General features: G+C 71.4%; 23 protein-coding genes. 7 read left to right on the plus strand and 16 right to left on the minus strand.

The genetic code is table 11. From position 1 onward, the window contains the following. Positions 1–27: 27 nt before the first annotated feature. From ACH4G3_RS26325 to ACH4G3_RS26390, 14 genes are all read right to left on the minus strand, one after another. Positions 28–825, minus strand: coding sequence for a rhamnogalacturonan acetylesterase (locus tag ACH4G3_RS26325; RefSeq protein ID WP_397626828.1), 798 nt, complete (start codon positions 823–825; stop codon positions 28–30). Positions 826–956: 131 nt separating this feature from the next. After that, positions 957–2306, minus strand: coding sequence for an ABC transporter substrate-binding protein (locus tag ACH4G3_RS26330; RefSeq protein ID WP_397626829.1), 1350 nt, complete (start codon positions 2304–2306; stop codon positions 957–959). A gap of 48 nt (positions 2307–2354) precedes the next feature. Then, positions 2355–4346, minus strand: coding sequence for a pectinesterase family protein (locus tag ACH4G3_RS26335; protein ID WP_397626830.1), 1992 nt, complete (start codon positions 4344–4346; stop codon positions 2355–2357). A 33-nt stretch (positions 4347–4379) separates the two neighbouring features. After that, positions 4380–5888: a glycoside hydrolase family 43 protein gene (locus tag ACH4G3_RS26340; RefSeq protein ID WP_397626831.1), complete on the minus strand. Its 1509-nt coding sequence runs from the start codon at positions 5886–5888 to the stop codon at positions 4380–4382. Beyond that, on the minus strand, positions 5885–6733 hold the full coding sequence (locus tag ACH4G3_RS26345; RefSeq protein ID WP_397626832.1) for a DUF6807 domain-containing protein: 849 nt from the start codon (positions 6731–6733) through the stop codon (positions 5885–5887). Before ACH4G3_RS26345 ends, ACH4G3_RS26340 begins: the two co-directional genes overlap by 4 nt. Continuing rightward, positions 6730–7917, minus strand: a complete 1188-nt coding sequence (locus ACH4G3_RS26350; protein ID WP_397626833.1) for a Gfo/Idh/MocA family protein — start codon at positions 7915–7917, stop codon at positions 6730–6732. Before ACH4G3_RS26350 ends, ACH4G3_RS26345 begins: the two co-directional genes overlap by 4 nt. Then, positions 7914–9200, minus strand: coding sequence for a pectate lyase family protein (locus ACH4G3_RS26355; RefSeq protein ID WP_397626834.1), 1287 nt, complete (start codon positions 9198–9200; stop codon positions 7914–7916). Before ACH4G3_RS26355 ends, ACH4G3_RS26350 begins: the two co-directional genes overlap by 4 nt. Continuing rightward, positions 9197–10093, minus strand: coding sequence for a carbohydrate ABC transporter permease (locus ACH4G3_RS26360; protein ID WP_397626835.1), 897 nt, complete (start codon positions 10091–10093; stop codon positions 9197–9199). Before ACH4G3_RS26360 ends, ACH4G3_RS26355 begins: the two co-directional genes overlap by 4 nt. Further along, positions 10090–11025 (minus strand): carbohydrate ABC transporter permease, encoded by a 936-nt coding sequence (locus tag ACH4G3_RS26365; protein ID WP_354739277.1) that lies wholly within the window; start codon positions 11023–11025, stop codon positions 10090–10092. Before ACH4G3_RS26365 ends, ACH4G3_RS26360 begins: the two co-directional genes overlap by 4 nt. 127 nt (positions 11026–11152) lie before the next feature. Then, positions 11153–12883: an L-arabinonate dehydratase gene (gene araD / locus ACH4G3_RS26370; protein ID WP_397626836.1), complete on the minus strand. Its 1731-nt coding sequence runs from the start codon at positions 12881–12883 to the stop codon at positions 11153–11155. Further along, entirely contained in the window at positions 12880–13791 is a 912-nt protein-coding gene (locus ACH4G3_RS26375; RefSeq protein ID WP_397626837.1) for a dihydrodipicolinate synthase family protein, read from the minus strand. The genes araD and ACH4G3_RS26375 overlap by 4 nt, the downstream gene beginning before the upstream one ends. After that, the gene (locus tag ACH4G3_RS26380) at positions 13788–14447 is read right to left on the minus strand and encodes a GntR family transcriptional regulator (protein WP_354739271.1); all 660 of its coding nucleotides are present in this window, start codon (positions 14445–14447) and stop codon (positions 13788–13790) included. The genes ACH4G3_RS26375 and ACH4G3_RS26380 overlap by 4 nt, the downstream gene beginning before the upstream one ends. 149 nt (positions 14448–14596) lie before the next feature. Continuing rightward, positions 14597–15349: an MBL fold metallo-hydrolase gene (locus tag ACH4G3_RS26385; protein ID WP_397626838.1), complete on the minus strand. Its 753-nt coding sequence runs from the start codon at positions 15347–15349 to the stop codon at positions 14597–14599. A gap of 739 nt (positions 15350–16088) precedes the next feature. Continuing rightward, positions 16089–16682, minus strand: coding sequence for a TIGR03086 family metal-binding protein (locus ACH4G3_RS26390; RefSeq protein ID WP_397626839.1), 594 nt, complete (start codon positions 16680–16682; stop codon positions 16089–16091). Between the two features lie 131 nt (positions 16683–16813). On the opposite strand from ACH4G3_RS26390, the gene ACH4G3_RS26395 reads away from it, so the two are divergent. Further along, positions 16814–18052 (plus strand): MFS transporter, encoded by a 1239-nt coding sequence (locus ACH4G3_RS26395; RefSeq protein WP_397626840.1) that lies wholly within the window; start codon positions 16814–16816, stop codon positions 18050–18052. On the opposite strand, the gene ACH4G3_RS26400 is transcribed toward ACH4G3_RS26395, so the two are convergent. Together ACH4G3_RS26400 and ACH4G3_RS26405 are read right to left on the minus strand one after the other, a co-directional pair. Further along, positions 17989–19155 carry a hypothetical protein gene (locus ACH4G3_RS26400; protein WP_397626841.1) on the minus strand — a complete coding sequence of 389 codons (1167 nt, stop codon included), beginning with the start codon at positions 19153–19155 and terminating at the stop codon, positions 17989–17991. The two genes, ACH4G3_RS26395 and ACH4G3_RS26400, sit on opposite strands and share 64 nt — an antisense overlap. Then, positions 19152–20093 carry a 5-dehydro-4-deoxyglucarate dehydratase gene (locus ACH4G3_RS26405; protein WP_397626842.1) on the minus strand — a complete coding sequence of 314 codons (942 nt, stop codon included), beginning with the start codon at positions 20091–20093 and terminating at the stop codon, positions 19152–19154. The genes ACH4G3_RS26400 and ACH4G3_RS26405 overlap by 4 nt, the downstream gene beginning before the upstream one ends. Before the next feature lie 222 nt (positions 20094–20315). Between ACH4G3_RS26405 and ACH4G3_RS26410 the strand changes: the two genes are divergently transcribed. The 6 genes from ACH4G3_RS26410 (at position 20316) to ACH4G3_RS26435 (ending at position 26418) form a co-directional block, all read left to right on the plus strand. Beyond that, a complete protein-coding gene (locus ACH4G3_RS26410) occupies positions 20316–21125 on the plus strand; it encodes an NAD-dependent epimerase/dehydratase family protein (protein ID WP_397626843.1) in 810 nt (269 codons plus the stop codon). 290 nt (positions 21126–21415) lie between these two features. Next, entirely contained in the window at positions 21416–22183 is a 768-nt protein-coding gene (locus ACH4G3_RS26415; protein ID WP_397626844.1) for a DeoR/GlpR family DNA-binding transcription regulator, read from the plus strand. 89 nt (positions 22184–22272) lie between these two features. Beyond that, a complete protein-coding gene (locus ACH4G3_RS26420; protein WP_397626845.1) occupies positions 22273–23646 on the plus strand; it encodes an ABC transporter substrate-binding protein in 1374 nt (457 codons plus the stop codon). Further along, positions 23643–24584: a carbohydrate ABC transporter permease gene (locus tag ACH4G3_RS26425; protein WP_397626846.1), complete on the plus strand. Its 942-nt coding sequence runs from the start codon at positions 23643–23645 to the stop codon at positions 24582–24584. Before ACH4G3_RS26420 ends, ACH4G3_RS26425 begins: the two co-directional genes overlap by 4 nt. Continuing rightward, positions 24581–25432 carry a carbohydrate ABC transporter permease gene (locus tag ACH4G3_RS26430; protein WP_354739251.1) on the plus strand — a complete coding sequence of 284 codons (852 nt, stop codon included), beginning with the start codon at positions 24581–24583 and terminating at the stop codon, positions 25430–25432. Before ACH4G3_RS26425 ends, ACH4G3_RS26430 begins: the two co-directional genes overlap by 4 nt. Further along, the gene (locus tag ACH4G3_RS26435; protein ID WP_397626847.1) at positions 25429–26418 is read left to right on the plus strand and encodes a zinc-dependent alcohol dehydrogenase family protein; all 990 of its coding nucleotides are present in this window, start codon (positions 25429–25431) and stop codon (positions 26416–26418) included. Before ACH4G3_RS26430 ends, ACH4G3_RS26435 begins: the two co-directional genes overlap by 4 nt. Positions 26419–26461 lie beyond the last annotated feature (43 nt).

Below are 26461 nucleotides of genomic sequence, written 5' to 3' on the forward strand. Positions count from 1 at the left end.
GGCTCTCTTCCTTCTGCGTCGGGGGTGTTACGCGGCGGCCTGCGGCCAGGTGATCCACGACTCGGGAATCGGCTCGTCCAGCCGGCGCACATCGCGCGGCCCGAGCACCCGGGTCCGGAGCAGCTCCCTCGCCACGAGCCGGGCCACGGCGATCGCACCCGGCGGATTGAAGTGCGTGTTGTCCTGCTCGGTGGCGGTCCAGTTGAAGTACTTCTTCGTCTCCTCGATGCCGAGCTCCTGCCACAGGGCGAGCGACAGCGCCTGCGCATCGAGCAGCGCGACCCGCTCCTCGGCGGCCAGCGCCCGCATGGCCGCCGGGTACTCACCGTGCGTCGGCAGGGCCTTCCCGCCGGCGTCGAACCTCCGCCGCTCCACGGAGGTGGCCAAGACGGGCCGCGCCCCACGGGCCCGGGCCCCCTCGACGTACATCCGCAAATGGTCCTGATACGTCGTCCAGGGCTCGGTGTACCGAGTCGGGTCCTCGGCCTTCTCGTCGTTGTGACCGAACTGGATGAGCAGGAAGTCCCCGGGCCGAATGGCGGAGAGAATGACCTCCAGCCGCCCTTCGTCGACGAAACTCTTGGAACTACGCCCGTTCACCGCATGGTTGGCGACAACCAGCTCCTTGCGCAGAAAGAACGGCAGCGCCATCCCCCACCCGGTCTCGGGCGCGGCGTTCGCATACTTCTGGGCGGCGGTGGAATCACCGGCGATGTAGAGGGTGCGATTACGGCGACCGCCGGCTTGTGCCGTACCGGTGACGGAAAACGCGAGAGGCACGGAGGCGACAGCTGCGACGGCGACTTGTCTTCGACTGAGAGGCAACTCAGGGATCCTTCCGGGAGACTGGTGGGGAGGTGCCTGTCTTGGGGGCGCGGGGAACTGCGCGCCCAGCCAGGGACGGCCCGCACCCGGCAAACCACAGGCCGTCCCACGGCGAAACCCGGCAACCAGCACTAACCCTTCTGCTGGTTCCACTCCTCCTGCGCGGTGTTCAGCTGCTCGGCCAACGTGTCCAGGAATTCCTTCGCACTCATCTTCCCGAGCAGCACCTTCTGGAAGTTCGGCTCATTGTCGGCCTTGGAAATCGTGTTCCAGTCCGGCAGGTAGTACGGCAGCTGCACAATCGTCGTCGACCCGTCCGACAACGCGCCGGCGGCCAGCTTCGTGGGCTCGGCCTTCGAGATCCACTCATCCTTCGCCGCGTCCGTGTTCGCCGGCACCTGCCCCGCCGACTCGTTGAACTTCGAGTTCTCCGCCTTGGACGTGGCGAACTCGATGAACTTCCAGGCGGCGGCCTTGTTCTTGGAGCTCTTGAACAGCCCCATGCCGTCGACCGGGTTGGAGACCTGGACCCGCTTCCCGCCGGGCCCGGTCGGCTGCGGAATACCGCGGAACTTGTCGACCCCGAGCGCCTTCACATGGTCCTGGTACGACCCGAGGTTGTGGTTCAGCATCCCGATCGTGCCGGAGTCCCACTGCGCGACCATCTTCGTGAAGTCGTTGTTGAGGTCGGCCGCGGGGGTGACCTTCTTGTACAGCGCCGCGTACTTCTCCAGCGCCGCCACGTTCTTGGGGTCGTTGACGGTGGTCTTCTCACCGCTGGAGTCCCAGAACGAGGTGATCCCGGACTGCCCGTACATGGCGTCCAGCGCCTGGGCGATGGAACCGGCGCCGCCACGAATCGTGTAGCCGAACTCGTTCTTGCCCTTGTTGGTGAGCTTGTCGGCGGCCGTGAAGAACCGCTCCCACGTCGTCGGCTCCTGGAGCCCCGCCTTCTTGAACAGGTCGGTGCGGTAGTACAGCACACCGTTGTTGGCGGAGGTCGGGATCGAGTACAGCTTGTCGTCACCACCGCCGGCCGCCTTCAGCGACTCGACCATGTCCTTGTTGAGCTTGCCGTTGAGCGAGGACTTCTCGAGCCGCTCGTCGAGCGGCTCCAGCGCGCCCTGCGCGGCGAACCCGGCGAGCATCGCCGCGCCGACACCGCCGACGTCCGGCAGACCGCCGCCCTGGAGGGCGGTGTCGACCTTGGACTGGTACTCGGTGGAGGCGATCCCGACGTACTCGACCTTGATGTCCGGGTTGGCCTTCTCGAAGTCGGCGATGATCGCCTTCCAGGCCTCGGTGCGGACACCGCCGTTGTTGTCCCAGAAGACGATCTTGCCCTTGCCGCTGCCGTCGGCGCCCTTGTCGCCGCCCGCCCCGCTGCCGTCGTCGCCGCACGCGGTGGCGGTCAGCGCGAGTACGGCCCCCAGGGCGACGGCCGTGGCGGCGCGCCTGCTTCTGCGATTGCTGATCTTCATTGGTCGGCTCTCTTCTTCTGGATCCAGCGGAACTTGAGGGTGTGGGGGTCAGTGGCGGGCGTGGGGTGCCCAGTCATCCGTGCCCCTGAGGTAGGCGGCGACGGTGTGGGACCGGGCCTCCTGGTCGCTCAGCTGCGGACGGTCGGCGGTGACCGTCGCGCCCGGGCCGTGGTTGCGGTACTCGGCGAACCGCGCGTCCTTCCACGAGAACCCGCTCATGTCGGTCCACGGCGAGGACTTGACCGCGGCCGGCAGCGCGGTGTCCCGGATCAGGACCTGCGCGATCGCGTCCGGCTCGCCGCCCGGGTGCCAGGGCCGGCCCAGGTGGAAGGTCCCGGCAGGGGCGTCGCTGACGATCTTCGACCGGGTGATCAGGAACCCGTACGGGTTGCCCTTCCAGGTCGAGGCCGCCGTGATGTAGCCGTTGTTGGTGTCCGAGCCCCGGCTCAGCGCCCGGATCACCGACCGCTCGATCACCGTGGTGGCCCGGCCGTAGACGAAGTCGACGTCGCCCTCGATGTAGGAGTCGCGGACGTAGACCCGGCTGCGGGTGGTCAGCTTGGGGCTGTCGGTCATCAGCGTGTCCTGGTTGCCCAGGAACGCGGTGTCCTCGAAGACGATCCGGTCGCCGGTCGTCTTCATCGCCAGCGCCTGCTCGCCCTTCAGCTCGTGCGCGGCCTCGTCGAAGTCGTTGCTGAAGGTGAGGTTGCGAGCCGTCACGTCGTTCGCGGCGATCCGGACGGTGGCGCTCCCCGTCGAACCCCCGTACTCGGCGGGCGAGTCGAAGACGACGACGGTGTCGGAGCGGTCCTGTCCGGTCCCCCGCAGCACGAGGTTCGGCTTGCTCGCCGGGATGAACACCTTCTCGCGGTAGGTGCCTGGCGCGATGGCGATCTCGACGGCGGTGTCGTTGCCATCGGGCACGGCGTCGACAGCCGCCTGCACGGTCGGGTAGTCGCCCGGGACGTGCAGCGTGACAGGCCCGCCGATCCGCTTCTGCGGCCCGGAGAACCGCTTCACCAGCGCGGGCACGGCGGCGGCCGGGTCGAGCCGGTAGGCGTAGAACGCGCCCGGGTCGAACGCCGTGCCCCACGTGTCGTGCCGGCCCGTGGTGTTGCGCAGGACCGAGCCGCGCTGCACCAGTTCGGCGGTGGCGTCGGCCTGGTAGGGGTGCTGGACGCCGTCGTAGAAGCTGTTCTCGATGACCATCTTCGTCCGGCCGCGCGACCAGTTGCCGTACGTCCACACGGGGTCGCCGTCGGACAGCTGCGAGGACAGGTAGTTGTTGTAGAGGTGGGCGTAGGCGACGTTGTCGGCGGACGGGTTGCGCTGCTTGGTGGCGCGGAACCAGTTGTGGTCGACGGTGATCTGCGTCCTGACGTTCGGGGTCCAGCCGATGCCGAAGGTCTTGTTGTTGTTCGTGAACTGGTTGTAGGAGACGGTGACGTACTCGCTGTCCTTGCGGATGTCGAGCTGGCCGTCGCAGATCCGCGAAAAACGGATGTGGTCGATCCACACGTGGTGGGCGGTGTCGAGGCGGATGCCGTCGTAGTCGGTGTCCTTGCAGTCCCAGTTGCCCTCGATGGCCGTGTCGCGGATGGTGAGGTTGCGGATCACGACGTTGTGCGTGCCGGGGTCGAGGGTGAAGCCGCCGTGCACGATCTCGGCGGTGTCGCTCACGCCGATGATGGTCTTGTCGGAGGCGACGGGTATCTCCGTGCCGAAGGGGTCCATGTCCAGGGAGCCCTTGACGCGGATGACGTACGGCTCCTCGGCCGCCGCGTACTTGGCGAGCGCGGCCTGGTCGGTGACGGTGACGACCTTGCCGCCCGCCCCGCCGGTGGTGCCGCCGGCGAGGGAGGCGAAGCCGTGCGGTCGGTCCGTCCAGCGGTCGGCGGCGGGCCCGGTCTTCCGGGAATGCGGGGCGGCCTGTGCGTCCCCGAGTGTCCCGAGGCTCAGCGCGGCGACGAGGCCGAGCACGGCGGCCACGACCTTGCCGTGCCCCGGTCTCGACAAGCGCTTGCTACGGAGGTGCGTCATTGCGGCTCCCAACAGGCTTACGGCTGAGGTGCTTTACGAGGCGCTGATCCGGAACTGGGTGAAAGTGGCCGCGCCGGCGTGTCCCTGACCGGCGGGCGCGAGGGCGACGAGGCCGAGCAGGGCGCCGACCCAGCGCCACGGGGTGGCGGCGAAGACCGGGCCCGACGGCCGGAAGCCGTCGCCGACGTCGGCCGAGAAGCGGCAGCGGGCGCCCGCGCCGATCTCGATCCGCAGCCGGGCCCGGTCCCCGGGTGCGAGCCGCGGGTGGGCGGCGTCGCGCTCGGCGTCCGCGACGGCCTCGGCGAAGCGGTGCACGAGGTGCGCGGTCCCGTCCGCGCCCCGCTGGAGGCCGATCCAGCCGAAGGCGTCCCCGAGGACCGCGAGACCGGCCCGGGCCCCGGGCTCGTCGCTGTCGAGCCGCAGCTCCACCTCGACCGTGCAGGGTGTGCCGGGCAGCCGCTGGGTGAGCACGTTCGGCAGTGTGCGCAGGTCCTGCGCGTCGGCCGAGCGGACGCAGGTCAGCCGGAGCCCGTCCCCGGAGTGCTGGGTGGCCCAGCCGTCGCCCGGGTTGGCGGTCCACTGCCACTGGCGGCCGTACCGTCCGCCGGGGAAGTCGTCGTCGGTGGCGGGCGCGGCGGGCGGCTGCGGCGGCAGACCGGGCTTCTTGTGTACGGCGACGGGGGCGCCGTCGTCCCCGAGCACCGGCCAGCCGTCCGCGCCCCAGCGCATCGGCTGCAGGTGCACGACCCGGCCGTAGGGGCCGCGCTGCTGGAAGTGCAGGAACCAGTCCTCGCCCGAGGCGGTGCGCACCCAGCCGCCCTGGTGGGGGCCGTTGACGTCGGTGTCCTTCTGCTCCAGGACGATCCGCTCCTCGTACGGCCCGAAGAAGCCGCGCGAGCGGAAGGCGCCCTGCCAGCCGGTCTCGACTCCCCCGGCGGGGGCGAAGATCCAGAACCAGCCGTCGTGCCGGTAGAGCTTGGGACCTTCGAGGGTGAACCAGCCGGGTATGCGGTCGCCGTCGACGATCACCTTGCCCTCGTCGAGGAGTTCGGTGCCGTCGGGGCGCATCCGGTGCCCGGTGAGGCGGTTCTTGATGCCGGAGCGGGACTTGGCCCAGGCGTGGACGAGATAGGCCTCGCCGGTCTCCTCGTCCCACAGGGGGCAGGGGTCGATCAGGCCCCTGCCGGCCTTCAGCAGGTGCGGGCGGCTCCAGGGGCCTCTGATCTCCGGGGCGTTGACCTGGAAGATGCCCTGGTCGGGGTCGCCCCAGAAGATCCAGAAGCGTTCGTCGTGGTACCTGAGGGACGGGGCCCAGACGCCGCAGTCGTGGCGGGGCCTGGCGAACTCCTCAGCCGGTTCCAGGCGTTCGAGGGCGTGGCCGACCAGCGTCCAGTTCACCAGGTCGCGGGAGTGGAGTAAGGGCAGCCCGGGGGCGCGGCCGAAGCTGGAGGCCGTCAGGTAGAAGTCGTCGCCGACGCGGACGACGTCCGGGTCGGACCAGTCGGCGTCGAGGACCGGGTTGCGGTAGGTCTCGGTGGTCACGGGCTCACCGCCTTGCGGACGAGGGCCGCCGCGGCGTCCCGGTCGAGCCGGCCGTCGGCGACGACGGTGACCACGCGGCGGACGACGGTCTCGCCCGGCGGGACGGGCAGCCGTTCACCGTGAGCCAGCGAGGAGCCGACGCCCGGGTACTCCTCGGTGCGCACGAACCACGGGTCGCGGCGGGTCTGTTCGGTGGCGCCGGCGAAGACCAGCGTCCAGGTGCCGCCCCGCAGGGCGAGCCAGTCGGCGGGCCGGCCGTGGACCTGCTCCTCGCCCTCGGCCCCGGCCGAGAAGACCTCCGGCGCGGCGGACTCCTTGCGGGCCCGCCAGAAGAATCCGCCGTAGGCCGCACCCGGTCGCCCGTTGGTCGCGGGGCTGCCGATCGACAGCGGGTCCTTGGTGACGTTGGTGAGGGAGAAGGTGAGGTCCAGCGCCCAGGCCTGGTCGGTGAGTTCGGTGGCCGCGACCGTACGGCGCTCGCGCAGCAGCTCGCCGCCCGCGGCGACCCAGCGCAGCTCCTCCACGAAGCCGTCCGGGTCGCGCAGCTGGAAGGCGACGTGCCGCTGGGCGCCGTGGTTGTCCAGCTCGGTCGGGCCCTGGTCGCGGACGTAGGTGCGTCCGCCCCAGAAGTTGAACCCCTCGACGTCGGGAACGGCGACACCGACGCCGAGGTGGTGTGCGTGGTCGGCGGGGGTCAGCTCGGTGACCGCCGTGCCGGCCAGGGTGGTGACGGGGTGCAGATAGGGCCGCGGGGAGAGCCGGGCCGGCAGCTCGGGCCGGGTGACGTACCGGCCGACCGGCCGTCCCGCGACACGCAGCACCGCAGTGTCGTTGCTGCTGGTCATCTGGTGCTCACCTCTTTCGGCAGGTGCTCCGCGCCCAGTGCCCAGGGGGCGCCCAGCTCGGAGTAGAGGGAGAGGGTGTCGGCGGCGGCCGCGACGAGCCCGTCGATGCCGGGGACCACCCGCCGGTTCTCGCCGGGGATCCGGTGCCAGGCGGTGTCGGGCAGCGGCGCCGGGTCGGGAGCCGTGCGGATGGCCTCCACGACCTTCATGAAGGCGCCGGTCTCCTCCGGCGGGACCAGCAGGTCGGCGCCGGTGGTGAGGTGCGCGACGAGGTTCTCCAGCAGGTCGGTGCGGCCGTGCTCGAACTCCTCCGGGCCGTGCCCCGCGCGCTGGAGCAGCACGCGGTCCTGCTTGTACCAGAAGGTGATCCGGCCGGTGCTGCCGTGCACGAGGACGTACGGTTCGTCCGCCCGCTCGGCGCACAGGGTCGCGGCGACGGTGACCGGGTGACCCTGGGCGGTGGTGATCCGGACGCAGGAGGTGTCGTCGGATTCGATGGCGTTGGCGCGCAGCAGTTCGGTCTCGATCTCGGTGACGTCCTCGGCGCGGGTGCTGCCGCCGAGGGCCAGGGCGGTGGCGACGGCATGGGCGAGCGGGTTGGTCAGCGCCCCGTCGATCACGTCGACGCCGCCCATCCGCCGTTTGCCCGCCCAGGGCGCCCGCCGGAAGTAGTCCTCGTCGCGCACCCAGGCACCGGCCCCGCCGAGCCCGACCAGCCGGCCGATCGCGCCCTCGGCGACCAGCTCGCGGATGGCGGGCAGGGCGTGCGAGCCCAGCGACTGGAAGCCGATCTGGCAGACGACCCCGGCCGCCGCGACCCCGTCGGCCATCCGGCGGAACTCCGCGTACGAGGGGGCGGGCGGCTTCTCCAGCAGGAGGTGCACGCCCCGCTGGGCCGCCGTGAGCGCCAGGTCGGTGTGCGTGGGGATCGGTGTGCAGATCACGGCGATCCGGGCACCGGTGGAGTCCAGCAGGGCGCCGAAGTCGGCGGACTGCTCGGGCGTGCCCAGGCCGTCGAGCTCCGCCTCGGTCAGCGGCGTCAGTTCGCAGACGCCGGCCAGCCGGACGAGGCCCTGCTCCTGGAGGCGGCGGATGTTCTCGACGTGCCAGCGGCCGTGGCCCCGGGCGCCGGCGAGGACGACGGGCAGAGGTGTGTTCATGGAGTCGATCATGCGACCGGTCATGGGATCCTCCCCGCACCCGCGCCGCGGGCCACCGCCCGGTCGGCCGCGGCGGCGCTGTCGACCGGCCCGTGCAGGGCGGGCGTCCAGCCGACGTCGCCCGTCAGGTCGCGCTCGCTGCCCGAGTTGTAGGCGTTGTAGATCGTGAGCAGGTCGACCGGAAAGCCGTTGAAGAGGGTGCCGCTCTGGTGCAGGGCGCTGCCGTTCCAGCTCTTGACCAGGTCGGCGACCTCGACGTGGCCGGGGGCGTGGAAGGCGTTGTTCTCGGCGTAGATCTTCGACTCGGTGGAGACGCCGAGGGAGTAGCGGTAGTCGTCGCCGGTGATCTCGTAGCGGTTGTTGTAGAGGTGCACCTGGCCGAAGCGGACGCGCGGGGCGCGCTGGACGACCGACTCGAACTCGTTGTGGTGCAGGGTGACCCGGAGCTTGCCGCGGTCGCCGGTGGCGGTGTCGCCGTTGCCGATGAGCATCGCCTTGTCGTGGTCGGCGAACCGGCTCCAGGAGACGGTCACCAGGTCCGAACCGTTGGTGATGTCCAGCAGTCCGTCGTGGCGCAGGTAGTTGCGGGCGAAGTGGGTGGGCTCCTCGGCGTCCGGGTGGCCCTTGTCGCTCAGCGTCACATGGTCGACCCACACGTGTGTTGCGCCGGCCAGCCAGATCGTGTCGTACGCCGTCTTCCAGTCGCCGAGGCCGCCGGTGTTGGGCTGCCAGACGGGGAAGCAGTCGTAGGCGTCGCGGATGTCGAGGTTGCGGATGATCACGTTGTCCGCGTTCCGCACCTGGAGGCTCGCGCCCTTCAGGACGGCCGAGTCGCCGAGCCCGACGATCGTGGTGTTGGAGCCGACGGGCAGCACGACCCGCTCGGCCTGCCGGGCGGCGGAGGCCTGGCGGGCCTCCTCCTGCGGGCCGCTGGGCTTGGCGGCGCCCCAGGTGCGGGGGTCGTAGGCGGCGAGGTACTTCTTCAGGCTGTAGCCGCCGGTGGCGTAGTCGGAGCAGTCGAGACGGTCGCCGTCGTCGTCGGTGTTGGCGTCGATGGTCCCGGCGATCCTGATGATCTTCGGGGTGTCGCTGCCGCCGTCCAGGGCGCGGACCAGCTCGGCCCGGTCGGAGACGGTGAAGACGTGGGCGTCGTCGGCCGCGGCCCCTCCGGTGGTGCCCGCCCCCTCGGAGGCCCAGCCGTCGTTCGCGGGCAGGGTGTCGCGGCCGATGTCTCGTGCCTCGGCGTGCGCGGGGACGCAGAGCACGCCCACCAGCCCTGCCGCGACGGCGAGTTGGCGCAGTCTCATCCCTTCACCGCCCCCGCGCTGAAGCCTGTGATCAGCCACTTCTGGATGAAGGCGAACACGAGCACGACCGGCACGGCCGCGATGATGCCGCCCGCGGCGAGGGCGCCCAGGTCGACGCTGTCCGCGCTCATCAGGGTGTTCAGGCCGACCGGGATGGTCTGCTTGTCCTGGTTGTTGAGGAACATCAGGGCGAACAGGAAGTGGTTCCAGGAGTGCACGAAGGCGAAGGAGCCGACGGCGATCAGGCCCGGCCGCAGCAGCGGCAGCACGACGATCCGGAAGGCCGTCATGCGGTTGCAGCCGTCCACCCAGGCCGCCTCCTCCAGGGAGTACGGCACGTTCTTGATGAAGTTGCTGATCAGGATCATCGACAGCGGCAGCTGGAAGACCGTCTCGGCGAGGATGACACTGCCGAGGCTGTTGATCATCTGGAGTTCGGCGAAGATCTCGAACAGCGGAACCAGCAGCAGTGCGCCGGGCACGAACTGGGAGCAGAGCAGCGCGAGCATGAACGCCCGCTTGATCTTGAAGTCGAACCGGGCGAGGGCGTAGCCGCCGGCCAGGGCGACGAGGGTCGTCATGACCAGGGTGGCGACACCGACGAGGACGCTGTTGGCGAAGTAGGTGCCGAAGCTGCGCTCCGTCCAGACCTTCTCGAAGTGGTCGAAGGTCATCGGCCAGGGCACGAGCGAGGTCGAGCCGGCCGGGCGCAGGGCGAACAGCAGGATCCAGTAGAAGGGGATGAGGGTGAAGACCAGGTAGATCCCCAGGGGCAGGTAGATCTGCCAGCGGGGCGCCTCGTCCCAGGCGCGCTTCCCCTTGGAGGGACGCGGCGGTTCGGGGGCCGTGGGCGCCGGAGCGGGCGCCGCCTTGGTGGCTTCCTTGACGCTCACTTGCTCTCGCCTCCGAACTTGCTCAGCCGCAGATAGACCATCGAGCAGAAGAGCAGGATCACGAACGCGACCGTGGTCAGGGCGGACGCGTAGCCGAAGTTGTGGGCGTCGACCGAGGTGTTGGCGATGTAGAGCGGGAGGGTCGTGGTCTCCCCCGCCGGGCCGCCGCCGGTCAGTGTGTAGAGCAGGTCGACGTTGTTGAACTCCCAGACGGCGCGCAGCAGCGTGGACAGGATGATGGCGTCCTTCAGATGGGGCAGCGTGATGTGCCAGAACTGCTTGAGGCGGCTGGCCCCGTCGACCTCGGCGGCCTCGTAGAGGTCCTTCGAGACGGACTGGAGGTCGGCGAGGATGAGGATCGCGAAGAACGGCACCCCGCGCCACAGGTCGGCGACGATCGCCGCCGGGAAGACGGTGGAGGTGTCCGACAGCCAGCTGGTCCCGTAGGAGCCGATGCCGATGTCCGCGAGGTAACGGGTGATGCCCGTCTGGGAGTTGTAGAGCAGCACCCAGATCGCGGAGGTGAGCACGCCGGAGACGGCCCACGGGGAGAAGACCATCGCGCGTCCCAGGCCCCGGCCCACGAAGGTCTGGTTGACGATGAGGGCGAGCGCGAGACCGAACAGGAGCTGGAGGCCGACCTCGACGAAGACCCACTTGGCGCTGAAGACGAGGGTGTCCCAGAAGACCGGGTCCTCGGTGAAGGCGTGGACGAAGTTGTCGAGGCCCGCGTATCCGTTGCGCCACGGCTTGGTGGGGTTGTAGTTCTGCAGGCTGTAGTAGAAGACGCTGATGACCGGGTAGGCGATGAAGCCCAGCATGAGCAGGGCGGCCGGTGCGATCAGCAGGTACGGGAGCCTGCGCGGTGTGGCGGAGGCACGGCGCCGCCGGGGTGGCGCGGGCGGTTTCGCCACGGCTGCGGCTTGGGCCATGACTGTTCTCCGTTCTCAGTACGTCGTGGTACGTCGTGCGTCGGTGCACGGGAAGCGCTTTCTTCCCGGGCAGGGTCGTGCCGGGTCGTGCTGAGGAGCAAAGGTGGTGCCGGGGTGGTGCGGTGGTTCAGCCCGCGTACGGGTCCTGCACCTTGCCCGTGCGGGCCAGGAACTCGAAGTCGCAGCCGGTGTCGGCCTGCGTGATCTGCTCGTTGTAGAGCGCGCCGTAGCCGCGCTCGTACCGGGTGGGCGGCGGCGTCCAGTCCGCCCTGCGCCGCTCCAGCTCCTCGTCGTCCACGTGGAGGTGGAGGGTGCGCGCCTCGACGTCGAGGGTGATGGAGTCGCCGGTGCGGACGAGGGCGAGCGGTCCGCCCACGTACGACTCGGGAGCGACGTGCAGCACACAAGCGCCGTAACTCGTGCCGCTCATCCGGGCGTCGGAGATGCGGACCATGTCCCGCACGCCCTGCTTGAGCAGGTAGTCGGGCAGCGGCAGCATCCCGTACTCGGGCATGCCCGGGCCGCCCTTGGGACCGGCGTTCCGCAGCACGAGCACGTGGTCGGGGGTGATGCCGAGCGCCGGGTCGTTGATGGTGCGCTGCATGGTCTTGTAGTCGTCGAAGACGACAGCGGGCCCGGTGTGCTTGAGCAGGTGCCGCTCGGCGGAGATGTGCTTGATGACGGCGCCGTCCGGGCAGAGGTTGCCGCGCAGCACGGCGACCCCGCCCTCCTTCGCGACCGGGTTGTCCCGGGTCCGGATGACGTCGTCGTTGTGCACGACGGCGCCCGCGATCTGCTCTCCCAGGGTGCCGTTGACGGTGGGCCGGTCCAGGTGCAGCAGGTCGGTGATCCGCGAGAGGAAGGCGGGCAGGCCGCCGGCGAAGTAGAAGTCCTCCATGAGGTACGTCTGTCCGCCGGGCCGGACGTTGGCGAGCACCGGGACGGTGCGGGCGATGCGGTCGAAGTCGTCGAGGGTGAGGCCGACCCCGCAGCGTCCCGCCATCGCGATCAGGTGGATGACGGCGTTGGTGGAGCCGCCGAGCCCGAGCACCGTGGTGACGGCGTCCTCGAAGGCCTCGGGGGTCAGGATCCGGGACGGCTTGAGCGCGGTCCAGGCCAGCTCCACGGCACGGCGTCCGGAGGCGGCGGCCATCCGCTCGTGCCCGGAGTCGACGGCGGGGATCGAGGAGGCGCCCGGCAGGGTCATGCCGAGGGCTTCCGCCGCCGCGGTCATCGTGGACGCGGTCCCCATGGTCATGCAGTGACCGGGTGAACGGGCCAGCCCGCCCTGCAGCTCCCGCAGTTCACAGTCGGTCAGGTTGCCCGCGCGGTGCTCGTCCCAGTACTTCCACATGTCGGTGCCGGACCCGAGGGTCTCGCCGCGCCAGTGGCCCGGCAGCATCGGCCCCGCGGGCACGAAGAGGGCCGGTACGTCGGCCGAGGCCGCGCCCATGAGCAGCGCGGGCGTCGACTTGTCGCAGCCGCCGAGCAGCACCGCCGCGTCGATCGGGTACGACCGCAGCAGCTCCTCCGTCTCCATCGCGAGGAGGTTGCGGTAGAGCATCGGGGTCGGCTTCTGGTACGTCTCGGAGAGCGTGGCGACCGGGAACTCCAGCGGGAAGCCGCCGGACTGCCACACGCCCCGCTTGACCGCCTCGGCCCGCTCGCGCAGGTGGACGTGGCAGGGGTTGATGTCGGACCAGGTGTTCAGGACGGCGATCACCGGGCGGCCCTGGTACTCCTCCGCCTCGTAACCGAGCTGGCGCATCCGGGCGTTGTGCGACCAGGTGCGCAGCTGGCCCTCGGCGCCGTACCACTGGTGGCTCCTGAGGTCCTCGGGACGCAGTCGGCCGGTCATATCGACCACCCCGCGGCGATCGCGGCTACCTCGGCGCGCTCGTCCTCCCGGAGGGTCCGGCTCGGCGGGCGGACCTCGCGGCGGCACAGCCCGAGTGAGGCGAGGGCCTCCTTGACGACGGTGACGTTGTTGGCGGAGCCGCTGTCGGCGCGCAGTTCCTCGAAGCGGCGGATCTGCTCCCAGACCTTCATGGCGGCCGGGTAGTCGCCGGAGCGCAGCGCCTCGATCATGTTCAGGGAGACGGCCGGGGCCACGTTCACCAGCCCGGAGGTGAAGCCGGTGGCGCCCGCGGAGAAGTAGGAGGGCGCGTAGGGCTCGGCGAGTCCTGCCACCCACACGAACCGTTCCAGCCCGGCGTCCCGGGCGAAGGCGGCGAACTTGGCGGCGTCCGGGACGGCGTACTTGACGCCGATGACGTTCGGGCAGGCGTCGGCGAGTTCGGCGAGCCGGGCACCGGGGAGCTGCGCGTTGCGGATGTACGGGACGACGCCCAGCTCCGGCACGGCCTGTGCGATGTCCCGGTGGTAGTCGACCCAGCCGGCCTGGGAGACGTACGGGTGGACGGGCTGGTGGACCATCACCATCTGGGCGCCGAGGTCACGGGCGTGCCGGGCGGAGGCGACGGCGGTCGGGATGTCGTGCCCGACACCGACCAGGACGACGGCCCGCTCTCCTGCCTCGTCGATCGTCAGCTCCGTGACGAGCCGGCGCTCCTCGGGGGTCAGGGCGTAGAACTCGCCGGTGTTGCCGTTCGGGGTGAGGGTGGTGACACCGCCGTCGAGCAGACGGCGCAGCAGGGCCCGGTAGGTGTCCTGCTCGACGGAGCCGTCCTCGGCGAACGGCGTCACCGGGATCGCCACCACGTCGGCCAGGGCCGCCCGCTGGGTCTCGAACGCCACGCTGCTCATTCCTGACCTTCCTGTTCCAGTCCTGCCTGGGGGAAAGCACGCTGCACGAAGGACGCGATGTGGGAGTGCAGGGCGCGGGCCGCGCCGTCGGCGTCGCCGTCGAGGGCGAGCCGGAGGATCTCGCGGTGCTCGCCGGCCTCCCGCTCCCAGGAGGGCGAGGCGGCCCACGCGACGGCGGAGACGAGGGCGGCCTGGTCACGGACCTCGTCGAGCATCCGGCCGAGCAGCGGGTTGCCGCACGGCAGGTACAGGGCGCGGTGGAACTCCCGGTTGGCCAGGGAGCGTTCGGCGGTGTCGGTGGCGGCGTCGGCCCTGGTCAGCGCAGTGCGGGCGGCCTCCAGGGAGGCCCCGCGGTGCACGGCCCGCTTCAGCGCCTCGGGCTCCAGCAGCAGCCGGACGTCGTAGACCTCGCGCGCCATGTCCGCGTCCACCATGCGCACCGTGACGCCCTTGTACTGGCTCATCACGACGAGCCCGGTCCCGGCGAGGGTCTTGAGCGCCTCGCGCACCGGGGTCTTCGACACCCCGAACTGCGCGGCGAGCTCGGTCTCGACCAGGGCCTGGCCCGGCGTCAACTGCCCGGTGAGGATGCGGTGTTTGATCCCCTCCAGCACGTACTGCGTGCGGGAGGGGATCGGCGTGGGCACAGAGGTCATGCGCGCCTCTCGGATCTCGCGCCCCGGAGGGATCGCGTATCGGATCTCGCGTATCGCGTCTCATATATGACGTACGAAGTACGACGCGATGACGGTAGGAGGGCGCGTTTGTTTCGTCAATGCTTCTGACGAAGAAGATGTGCCGCCGTTCACACGCTCCTGGTGAGACCCGGGTGCGCGGTGGCGGTGGGCCCGCCGAAGGCGGAGGCGGCTCGTGCGGTCGCCTCCTCGGGGGTGAGCGTGGGCCCGACGTGCGTGACGAGCAACTCCCTCGCGCCCGCCCGGCGGGCGGTCGTGCCGGCGTCCTCAGGGGTGAGATGGACCTGTTCGCCCTCGCGATGCTCGTCGATGTCTGCCTCGCAGAGGAACAGGTCGGCGTCCCGGGCGAGTCCGGTCAGGCCCGGGCAGGGGCCGCTGTCGCCGGAGTAGGCGAGAACCCGCCCGCCGGCCTCGGCACGCAGGCCGTACGCCTCGACGTCGTGATCGACGGCCCGGGCCGTGAGGACCAGGTCGCCGTGGTGCGCCCGGTGTCCGTCGTGCAGGCTCCGGAAGTCCAGGATGCCCTTCAGGAAGTCCACGTCGGGCCGCCCGAAGAACCCGGCGAGACGCTGCGCGCACCCCGCCGGGGCGTACACCGGTACGGGTACGGGCGGGGTGAGCCCGCCGTACGCCAGGCCGTACACCGCGGACAGCAGGTCGGCACAGTGGTCGGCGTGCAGGTGCGAGATCCACACAGCGGTGAGCCGCGCCGGATCGGTGTGCCGCTGCAACTCGGCGAAGGTCCCGGGCCCCGCGTCCACCCACACCTCGGCGCCCCCGCCGCGCAGCAGGTATCCGGAGCAGGGACGGTCGGGCCGCGGGTGCGGGGAGGCCGTCCCGAGGACGGTGAGGGTGAGGGACATGCGGGGAGGCTACGTGCCGCCTCACCGTACGCGCCGCCTGATTTTCCCGGGGATACGGAACGGTGAGTCCCACGCCCGGCCCTCAGCCCACCACCGGCCACCCCCGCGGCGGGAGGCCTCGGCGATCCCGACGGCCCGCCCGGCGGGGACGCCACCCCGGGCCGGTCGCGGTCAGCCGCTTCCCATCACGCGCCCCTCGCCCCGGGACACTCCCCGAGCGGCCGAAACCCCACGCCCGGCCCCCAGCCCACCACCACCCACCCCCGCGGCGGGAGCCTCGGCGATCCGCCCGCCCTGCCGGACCCGCGCCGACGGCCCGCCCGGCAGGGACACCACCCCCGGCCGGTCGCGGCCGGCCATTCCCCGTCACGCGCCCCTCGCCACGCGATACTCCCCGAGCGGCCGAAACCCCACGCCCGGCCCCCAGCCCACCACCACCCACCCCCGGGGCAGGGGCCTCGGCGATCCGTCCGCCCTGCCGGACCCGCGCCGACGGCCCGCCCGGCTAGGACGCCCCCCGGGGCGGGAGGCCTCGGCGATCCCGACGGCCCGCCCGGCGGGGACGCCACCCCGGGCCGGTCGTGGCCGGCCGCTTCCCGTCACGCACCCTCGCCCCGGCATACTCCCCGAGCGGCCGAAACCCCGCGGCCGCGCACTCAGCCCGCCTCCCGCCGCCTCGCCGGTGCGAGCGGCAGCGGCCGCGGGGCCGCTCAGTCCGGTGCCCGGCCCTGCGCCCTCATCACCGCCGCGTCCAGCCCGGTTCCCGCCCGCTCAGCCCCACCGCCCGGTCCAGCAGGGGCGCGTCCGGCTCGACGGGGACGACGGGGGCGAAGATCTCGCCCCGGCCGGGGTCGTCGACCGACGCGGCGAGGAAGTCGTGGCAGACCTGGAGCGCGGCCGGGCAGGGGGTGTACGCCTGGCCGGTCGCGCGGGCCAGGTCCCAGCCGTGGATCACCAGCTCGTCGGTGGCGACGAGCCCCGCGATCTCGCCGGGCAGGTCCACGCCTCCGGCCCGGGTCATGCCGGTCCAGGCTGCCGGGTCGCGCCAGGCCTCGGCCAGTTCGGCGAGGATCTTGGGCCACTCCTCCCGCCAGCCGGGCCCGAGGTCCGGGAGGGCGGAGCCCGGGCTGGTGTCGGTCGTGACGCCCAGGTCCTTGCGGCCGGCGTCGCGGAAGGCGACGGTCAGCCCGACCAGGTGGCCCAGCAGGTTGCGCACCGTGTACTCCGGGCAGGGCGTCGGGTCCGCCAGTTGCTCGTCGGTGACGCCTTCGGCCAGGTGCGCCAGGACCGCCGTCTGCGGTCCGAGGTCGAGGGTCGGGGTGGTGTCGGTCATCCGCTGTGCCTCCTGGTTTCGTTCCTGGGAGGTAGACCGACGGCGACCGCGGAACTCATCGCGCGGCCGCCCGCTTTCTACGGCACTTTCCCGATCCCGGCCCGCGGGCCTTAGCGCCACGATGACCAGGCATGACGACCAGAACGACCTGGCCCGTGGTGCGTGTCCTGCGCGACCGCGACGCCGGGCTCTACCTCTTCGGCGTGGTGGTCTCCGGCTTCGGCACCTCGGCGCTGTGGCTGGCGTCCGGCGTGTGGGTCAAGGACCTCACCGGCTCGGACGGCCTGGCCGCGCTGTGCATGCTCGCCATGTGGCTGCCGACCCTGGCCGGACCGCTGCTGGGCACCCTCGCCGACCGGGGCCGCCGCAAGCCGCTGCTGATCGGCGTGAACCTGCTCCTGGCCACCCTCCTGCTCACCCTCGTGGGCGTCGACGCCCCGGGCGATCTGTGGCTGCTGTACGCGGTTCTGTTCGTGTACGGCGCGGCGGGCGTCGTACACGACGCGGCCGAGTCGGCGCTAGTGGCGACCGCCGTCGACCCGTCCCTGCTCGGCGACTTCAACGGCCTGCGCATGACGGCCACCGAGGGCATGAAGCTCCTGGCCCCGCTGGCGGGCGCGGGCCTGTACGCGGCGTACGGCGGCGCGAGTGTCGCCCTCCTGGACGCGGCGACGTTCGTCCTGGCCACGGGCCTGTACGCGCTGCTGCGGGTGCGGGAGGACAAGCCCGCGCCGCCCACCGGCAGCCGTCGGGAGCGGACCGCCGAGGGCGTCCGCCACCTGTGGGCGCACCCCGTGCTGCGCCCTCTGGTTCTGGCGGGCAGCGCCACCATGCTGTGCGCCGGCCTGAACGGGGCGATGGCCTACGCCGTCGTCGACGACCTCGGGCGCTCCCCCGCGTACGCCGGTGTGCTGTACGCCGTGCAGGGCGCCGGGTCGGTCGTGGTCGGCCTGTGCTCCGGCACCGCCCTGCGCCGCCTGGGCGAGCGGCGCTTCGCGGCGTACGGCATCGCCCTGCTGGCCGTCGCGGTGGCCCTGCGGGCGGTGCCGTCCGACCCCCTGGCGCTGGTGTGCAGCGCGGCGATCGGGGCGGGGCTGCCCGCGGTGCTGATCGCCGCGCTGACCTCGGTGCAGCGCGAGACGCCGGGGCCGCTTCTGGGCCGGGTCACCGCCACGGCCACGACGCTCGTGTACACGCCGAACGTGGTCGGACTGGCCGCCGGGGCCGCCCTGGTCGAGCTGGCGAGCCACCGGCTGGTGCTGGTGGCCCTGGGCGTGGCCCTGCTGGTGACGGCGGCCCCGCTGTTTCAGCGCCCGGCGAGAGCGGAACGGACCGTCTCCAGGTCGTCGTCGGACGCCAGCCCGGCGTGATACAGCCGCAGTTCGGTGGCGCCGAGCCGCCGCGCCTCGGACGCGTCGGCGGCGAGGGTGCCGGGGCTGCCGCCCATGCCGGAGACGACGGTGAAGTTGGCGGCGATGACCGCGCCCTGCCTGCCCTGCCGGGCGAACGGCGTCAGGGTGCCGGTGCCACCCGCGCAGGGCACGACCACACCGTCGGCGACGGACAGGATGTGCGCCGGGTCGACCCCGGGGTTCGCGCCGACGTGGTAGGACACCGGGTCCGCGTGCAGCAGCACCTGGAAGCCCTCGGGCGCGGCCTCGCGCACGGCCCGGACCGCCGTCTCCTGGAGTGTGCGGGCGGTTTCGTCCCGGTACGCGCGCGTGGTGTTCGCGAGCGTCTCACCCAGGAGCTTCTCGACGCCCGTCCAGCCTCCGTCGGAGGGCGTCACCCCCTGCCACACCGGCTCCAGCGCGGTCCGTACGGCGGCGGCCAGCTCGTCGCCGTCCAGGCCGTGCCGGCCGTAGCCCTCCCGGCAGGCCGGGCAGAAGCACAGCGCCATCAGGTACTGCCCGGCGTCGCCGAGGCCGACGCCGCCGGTCTTGTCGTGGGCGTGCAGATGCTGCAGGCCGTACCAGCCGAGCGACTCCAGTTCGGTGCCGCGCGCCCCGGGCCGTACGGCCGCCTCCGCCGCCAGGTCGGTCAGGTACGCGCGCGTGGCGGGCTGCGCGATGCAGGGCGCCCAGGGGTAGCGGTCGCCGTAGGCGTTGACGACCGAGGTGCCCGGGTGCTCGGCGCCCAGGCGGGAGTTGTGCGCGAGGACGACCCAGGTGTGGACCTCCAGGCCGGCGTCCGTGAGCGCGGCGGCGGCCTCGCCGAAGGCGTCCCCGGGGGCCCAGTCACCGGCCGGGTAGGGGTGCAGCTCCCGTCCCTCCCAGCGGTCGTCCGCCGGGTACAGCACGGCGGCGTGCTCGGCGGTGACGATGCGGTGGCGCGGGTGGCGGGGGGTGAGCGCGCGCGTGGAGTGGTAGGCGGCGGCGAGCGTCACCTGCTCGACGCCGAGCGCCGCGATCCGCGCGGGCGCCTCCGGGTCCCCGTTGACGTCCCAGGGGTAGACGAATGCCGACGCCTTCACTTGGCCTCCTCAAGCAGCGCGTAGCCGCGCTCGATCACTTCGGCGAGCTGCTTGACATGATCCTCGGTCGGCTCGTGCAGCGGGGGCCGCACCTCCCCCACGTCCAGTCCGCGCAGCCGTACGCCGGCCTTGACGAGGGCGACGGCGTAGCCGCGCCCTTGCGCGCGCAGCTCGACGAAGGGGCGGTAGAAGCCGTCCAGCAGCTTCTCCACGGTGCTGTCGTCGCCGCTGCGGAGCGCCTGGTGGAAGGCGAGGGCGATCTCGGGCGCGAAGCAGAACACGGCGGACGAGTAGAGCGTGACGCCGAGGGCGCGGTAGGCGAGCTGGGTCTGTTCGGCGGTCGGCAGGCCGTTGAAGTAGAGGAAGTCGCCGGGGCCCTCGGAGCGGACGGCGCTGATGACGCGCTGCATGAGGTCGAGGTCGCCGAGCCCGTCCTTGAGGCCGATGATCCCGTCGGTACGGGCGAGTTCGACGACGGTCTCCGGGGTGAAGACGGCGTTGTCCCGCTGGTAGACGATGACCGGCAGGGCGGTCGCGGCGGCGATCTCCCGGTAGTGCCGCAGCAGGCCTTCCTGCCCGGCGACGACGAGGTACGGCGGCATGGCGAGCAGCCCGTCCGCCCCGGCCGCCCCGGCGAGCCGGGCGTAGCGCACGGCGAGCGCGGTGCCGTACCCGGCGCCCGCGACGACCGGCACGCGCCCCTCGGCCGCCTCTACGGCGACCCGTACGCACGCCTCGAACTCCTCGGGCGTGAGCGCGTGGAACTCGCCGGTGCCGCAGCAGGCGAACACGGCGGCGGCTCCGGCCTCGACCCCGCGGCGCACGTGCGTGCGGTAGGTGTCGAGGTCCACGGAGCCGTCGGGGCCGTAGGCGGTGACCGGGAAGAACAGCGGTCCGCTGGGGATGTCGAGTCGAGCGGCGAGAGGGGCTGACGTCACGAGCTCTCCCGGTTCCATATTCATGATTGCCGTCTACATTTCTGAACAACCCCACGTTAAAGCGCCGCTTCGGCGCCGGTCAAGCGCGCGAACCCGCCACGCACCAGCGGATTCGCTCTTTCCGCGGCATACTTGACGGGCTCCGCTCCAGATCCTTAGCGTGTCCACGAATATGAATGCCGTGCACCCATCTGCACGGTGGGAGATTCAAGGAGACCGAGGATGCCCGCTCCCCGCACCGTCCTGCTCACCGGCGCCGCCGGTGGCCTCGGCACCCTGATGCGGGAGCTGCTCCCGGACTACGGCTACGAGCTGCGCCTGCTCGACATGCGCCCCGTCGAGGGCGCGCCGGACGCGATCACCGCCGACCTCGCCGACCGGGACGCGGTGCGCGAGGCGGTCCGCGGCGTCGACGCGATCATCCACCTCGCGGGCATCTCCCTGGAAGCCCCGTTCGAGAAGATCCTCAAGGCGAACATCGAGGGCACCTACCACCTGTACGAGGCCGCCCGCGAGGAGGGCGTCGGCCGGATCGTCTTCGCCTCCTCCAACCACGCCGTCGGCTACACCCCCCGCCCCCAGGGTGACGACCCCCTGATCCCGGTCGACGCCCCGCGCCGCCCCGACACCTTCTACGGCCTGTCCAAGTGCTTCGGCGAGGACCTCGCGCAGCTCTACTGGGACAAGCACGGCCTGGAGACGGTCTCGGTGCGGATCGGCTCCTGCTTCCCCGAGCCGACCAGCGTGCGCATGCTCTCGGTGTGGATGAGCCCCGCCGACGGCGCCCGCCTCTTCCACGCGGCCCTGACCGCCGAGCACGTCGGCCACACCGTCGTCCACGGCTCCTCCGCCAACACCCGGCTGTGGTGGGACCTCACCACCGCCCGGGCGCTCGGCTACGAGCCGCAGGACGACTCCGAGCCGTGGGCGGAGAAGCTCATCGCCGAGCAGGGCGAGCTCGACCCGGAGAACGAGGCGCACGCCTACCTGGGCGGCCACTTCGTGACGGACCCGCCGATCTGGCCGTATTGACCGGAAAGAGTCGTCGCGACAGGGCGGGCGGGCAGGACACGGGCCTGCCCGCTCGGTCATTCGGGCAACGCCCTGAGGGGCGCGGGGAACTGCGCGACCAGCCACAACGCACCCGCAGACGGCCATGACCTCCCCGCGAGCGCCCGCGCACGCCCACGACCGAACGGGCACACACGGGCAGGATCGCGCCCGCAACAGACCTGGCCACCGCGGAACACCCGCTGTAGAACTTCCCCCATGACCCACCGAGGGTCCGAACGGGCAGCACAGCAGGAAGGCGGGTGACGGCCATGACCAGAACCGCGGAGGAACGCCAGCGCGAGATCGTGCTGACCGCACGGCGTGCCGGCTCCGTCGACGTCACCGCCCTCGCCGCCGAACTGGGTGTGGCCAAGGAGACCGTCCGGCGGGACCTGCGCGTCCTGGAGGACCACGGCCTGCTCCGCCGTACCCATGGCGGTGCCTACCCGGTGGAGAGCGCCGGCTTCGAGACGACGCTCGCCTTCCGCGCCACCAGCCATGTCCCCGAGAAGCGCCGGATCGCGACCGCCGCCGCCGAGCTTCTCGGCGACGCCGAGACCGTCTTCGTCGACGAGGGCTTCACCCCGCAGCTCATCGCCGAGGCACTCCCCCGGGACCGGCCGCTGACCGTGGTCACCGCGTCCCTGCCGGTCGCCGGCGCCCTCGCCGAGACCGACAGTGTGTCCGTGCTGCTGCTCGGCGGCCGGGTCCGCTCCGGCACCCTCGCCACCGTCGACCACTGGACGACCAAGATGCTGGCCGGTTTCGTCGTCGACCTGGCGTACATCGGCGCCAACGGCATCTCCCGCGAACACGGCCTCACCACCCCCGACCCGGCCGTCAGCGAGGTCAAGACCCAGGCGATCCGGGCCGCCCGCCGCACGGTCTTCGCGGGCGTGCACACCAAGTTCGGAGCGGTCAGCTTCTGCCGGTTCGCCGAGGTCGGCGCGCTGGAGACGATCGTGACGAGCACCCTGCTGCCGGCCGCCGAGGCCCACCGCTACTCACTGCTCGGACCGCAGGTCATCCGGGTCTGATCACCCACCGCCCCTTCACCCCTTGTCCCCACAGGGCACCTCCACGCCCTGCGATGCCCCTTATCTCCCCATACATCCAGGAGCGATCCATGCGAACCCAGAGCCGACGACGGCCACCGCGAGCCACGCTCGCCATGGCCGCCGCAGGGACGCTGCTCGCCCCGCTGCTCTCCGGCTGCTGGGTCGGCGCGGGCGGGGCCGGATCCGGCGGCGACGCCATCAACGTCCTGATGGTGAACAACCCCCAGATGGTCGAGCTCCAGAAGCTCACCCGCGCCCACTTCACCAAAGAGACCGGCATCAAGGTCAACTTCACCGTCCTGCCCGAGAACGACGTCCGCGACAAGATCAGCCAGGACTTCGCCAACCAGGCCGGCCAGTACGACGTCGCCACACTCTCCAACTACGAGATCCCGATCTACGCCCGCAACGGCTGGCTGCACGAGATGAACGGCTATGTGGCCAAGGACCCGGCCTACGACGAGCAGGACGTCCTGAAGCCGATGCGCCAGTCCCTCACCGGCGACGACGGCAAGCTCTACGGCCAGCCCTTCTACGGCGAGTCGTCGTTCCTGATGTACCGCAAGGACGTCTTCGAGAAGAAGGGCCTGACGATGCCCGCGCGCCCCACCTGGCAGCAGGTGGCGGACCTCGCGGCGAAGGCGGACGGCGCCGAGCCCGGTATGAAGGGCATCTGCCTGCGCGGACTGCCCGGCTGGGGCGAGGTGATGGCCCCGCTGACCACCGTCGTGAACACCTTCGGCGGCACCTGGTTCGACAAGAACTGGAAGGCGCGGCTCGACTCCCCCGCCTTCGTGAAGGCGACGAAGTTCTATGTCGACCTGGTCCGCGAGCACGGCGAGTCCGGCGCCGCCCAGTCCGGCTTCGCCGAGTGCCTGAACAACATGACCCAGGGCAAGGTCGCCATGTGGTACGACGCCACCTCCGCGGCCGGATCCCTGGAGGCGGCGAACTCCCCGGTCAAGGGCAAGGTCGGCTACGCCCCGGCCCCCGTCGAGAAGACGAAGTCCTCCGGCTGGCTCTACACCTGGGCCTGGGGCATCCAGAAGGCCTCCCGCAACTCCGACGACGCCTGGAAGTTCGTCTCCTGGGCGTCCGGCAAGAAGTACGAGCAGCTGGTCGGCGACCGGATCGGCTGGTCCAACGTCCCGGCCGGCAAGCGGGCGTCGACCTACGCCAACGCCGACTACCGCAAGGAGGCCGCCGCCTTCCAGGAGATGACCAAGGAGGCCATCGAGGGGGCCCGGCCCAATGATCCCGGCGTGCAGCCGCGGCCCGCGCCCGGCATCCAGTTCGTCGGCATCCCCGAGTTCACCGACCTCGGCACCAAGGTCTCGCAGGAGATCAGCGCGGCCATCGCCGGACGCCAGTCCGTCGAGTCGGCCCTGAAGAAGTCGCAGGCGCTCGCCGAGAAGATCTCCGAGGAGTACGAGGGACGATGACCGCCATGACAACGGCCCCCCTGGCCGCTCCCGAGACGCGCACCCCGGTCCGCCGGCCCTCCGCCCGCCTGCGCGCCTGGGCCACCCGAGCCCCGCTGCTCCCCGCCCTGATCTTCATGATCGTCGTCACCCAGCTGCCCTTCGTGGCCACGCTGGTGATCTCCTTCTTCGACTGGAACTCCCTCTATCCCGACGCCCGCCACTTCACGGGCCTCGGCAACTACCAGGAGGTCCTCACCGACGCGGACCTGCGCCAGTCGGTGTGGACGACCGTCCTGCTGACGGTGGCGGTGGTCCTGGCCAGCCTGGTGCTGGGACTCGTGCTCGCCCTGCTGCTGGACCGGAGGTTCCGCGGGCGGGGCATCGTACGGACGCTGCTGATCGCCCCGTTCCTGGTGGTCCCGGTGGCGGCGGCCCTGCTCTGGAAGCATGTGCTCTACAACCCCGAATACGGCCTGTTCAATGGGCTGTTGCACTATGTGGGCGGCCCACAGCCCGACTGGATCTCCAACACCCCGCTGCTCGCGGTCGAGGCGTCGCTCGTCTGGCAGTGGACGCCGTTCATGATGCTGATCCTGCTGGCCGGCCTGCAGAGCCGCGACCACGAGCAGATCGAGGCGGCCCGGGTCGACGGCGCGAGCGACTGGCAGATCTTCGTCCACCTGACGCTCCCGCATCTGCGCCGCTACCTCGAACTGGGCGCCCTGCTGGGCTCGATCTACATCGTCCAGAACTTCGACGCGGTCTTCACGATCACGTCCGGCGGCCTGGGCACCGCCAACCTCCCCTACACCGTCTACCAGAGCTTCTACCAGGCCCATGAGAACGGCCTCGCCTCGGCCGCGGGCGTCCTGGTGGTCATCGGCTCGATCGTCATCGCGACCTTCGCCCTGCGCGTGGTGTCGTCCCTGTTCCGCGAGGAGGTGTCCCGCGCATGAGCACGAACGCCCTGCGTGTCCGCCGTGTCCGTGGCAAAGGTGCGGGCCTGGGCCTGCTGGCCTGGCTGCTCGGCGTCGCGTTCTTCCTGCCCATCGCGTGGATGGCGCTGACGTCCTTCCACTCCGAGCAGGACGCGGCGACCAACCCGCCGTCCTTCGCCGCCGCCCTGACCCTGGACGGCTACCGCGAGTTCTTCGGCGCGGGCGGCGGTGCGAGCCCCTGGCCGGCGCTGATCAACTCCACGGTCGCGTCGGTGGCCTCGACCCTGCTGGTCCTGCTGCTGGCCTTCCCGGCGGCGTACGCGCTGTCGATCAACCGCGTCCGCAAGTGGACGGACGTGCTGTTCTTCTTCCTCTCCACGAAGATGCTGCCGGCGGTCGCGGGCCTGCTCCCGATCTACCTCTTCGCCAAGAACGCCGGGATGCTCGACAACATCTGGCTGCTGGTCATCCTCTACACCTCCATGAACCTGCCGATCGCGGTGTGGATGATGCAGTCGTTCCTCGCCGAGATCCCGGTCGCGGTGATCGAGGCGGCGAAGGTGGACGGGGCCCGGCTGCCCACGATCCTCGCGCGCGTGGTCGCCCCGATCTCCCTCCCCGGTATCGCCGCCACCGCCCTGATCTGCTTCATCTTCAGCTGGAACGAGCTGCTGTTCGCCCGGGTGCTCACGGGTGTGGTCGCCGAGACCGCCCCCGTCTTCCTGACCGGCTTCATCACCAGCCAGGGCCTGTTCCTGGCGAAGGTGTGCGCCGCGTCGCTCGTCATCTCCCTGCCGGTGCTCGCCGCGGGGTTCGCCGCCCAGGACAAGCTGGTCCAGGGCCTGTCGTTGGGAGCCGTCAAATGAAGGCCGCCGTCATCGAGTCCGTGGGCAAGGCCGTCGTCGCCGAGGTCCCGGACCCGACGCCAGGGCCGCGCGAGGTCGTCGTCGAGGTCGCGGCCTGCGGGCTGTGCGGCACGGACCTGCACATCCTCCAGGGCGAGTTCGCCCCGAAGCTGCCGATCGTGCCCGGGCACGAGTTCGCGGGCGAGGTGGTCGGGGTCGGCACCCAGGTCACCGAGGTGTCGGTGGGCCACCGGGTCGCGGTCGACCCGTCCCTGTACTGCTACGAGTGCCGCTACTGCCGTACCGGCCACAACAACCTCTGCGAACGCTGGGCGGCGATCGGCGTCACGACGGCCGGAGGCGCGGCGAAGTACGCGGTCGCCCCCGTGGCGAACTGCGTGAAGCTCCCCGAGCACGTCCGCACGCAGGACGCGGCCCTGGTGGAGCCCCTCTCCTGTGCGGTCCGCGGCTACGACGTGCTCCGCTCCCGCCTCGGCGCGCACGTCCTGATCTACGGCTCCGGCACGATGGGCCTGATGATGCTGGAGCTGGCCAAGCGCACGGGCGCGGCGAGCGTGGACGTCGTCGACGTGAACCCGGCCCGTCTGGAGACGGCCCGCCGCCTCGGCGTCTCGGCGTCGGCGGCGAGTCCGGACGAACTGGACCGCCCGCAGGGCTGGGACCTGGTCGTCGACGCCACGGGCAACGCGGCGGCGATCCAGGACGGCCTGGACCGGGTGGCGAAGGCCGGCACGTTCCTCCAGTTCGGCGTGGCCGACTACGCGACCCGCGTGACGATCGACCCGTACCGCATCTACAACCAGGAGATCACCATCACGGGTTCGATGGCGGTGCTGCACAGCTTCGAGCGGGCGGCGGAACTCTTCGCGAACGGTGTCCTCGACCCCGAGATCTTCATCAGCGACCGGATCCCGCTGGAGCGCTACCCGCAGGCGCTGGAGCAGTTCGCGTCCGGGGTCGGCCGCAAGATCGTGGTGGTGCCGTAGGACCGCTGCGGGGGCAGGCGAAATCCGCTGGGCGCCTGCCCCC

The organism is Streptomyces afghaniensis (assembly GCF_044327915.1).
Taxonomy (GTDB): Bacteria; Actinomycetota; Actinomycetes; order Streptomycetales; family Streptomycetaceae; genus Streptomyces; species Streptomyces afghaniensis.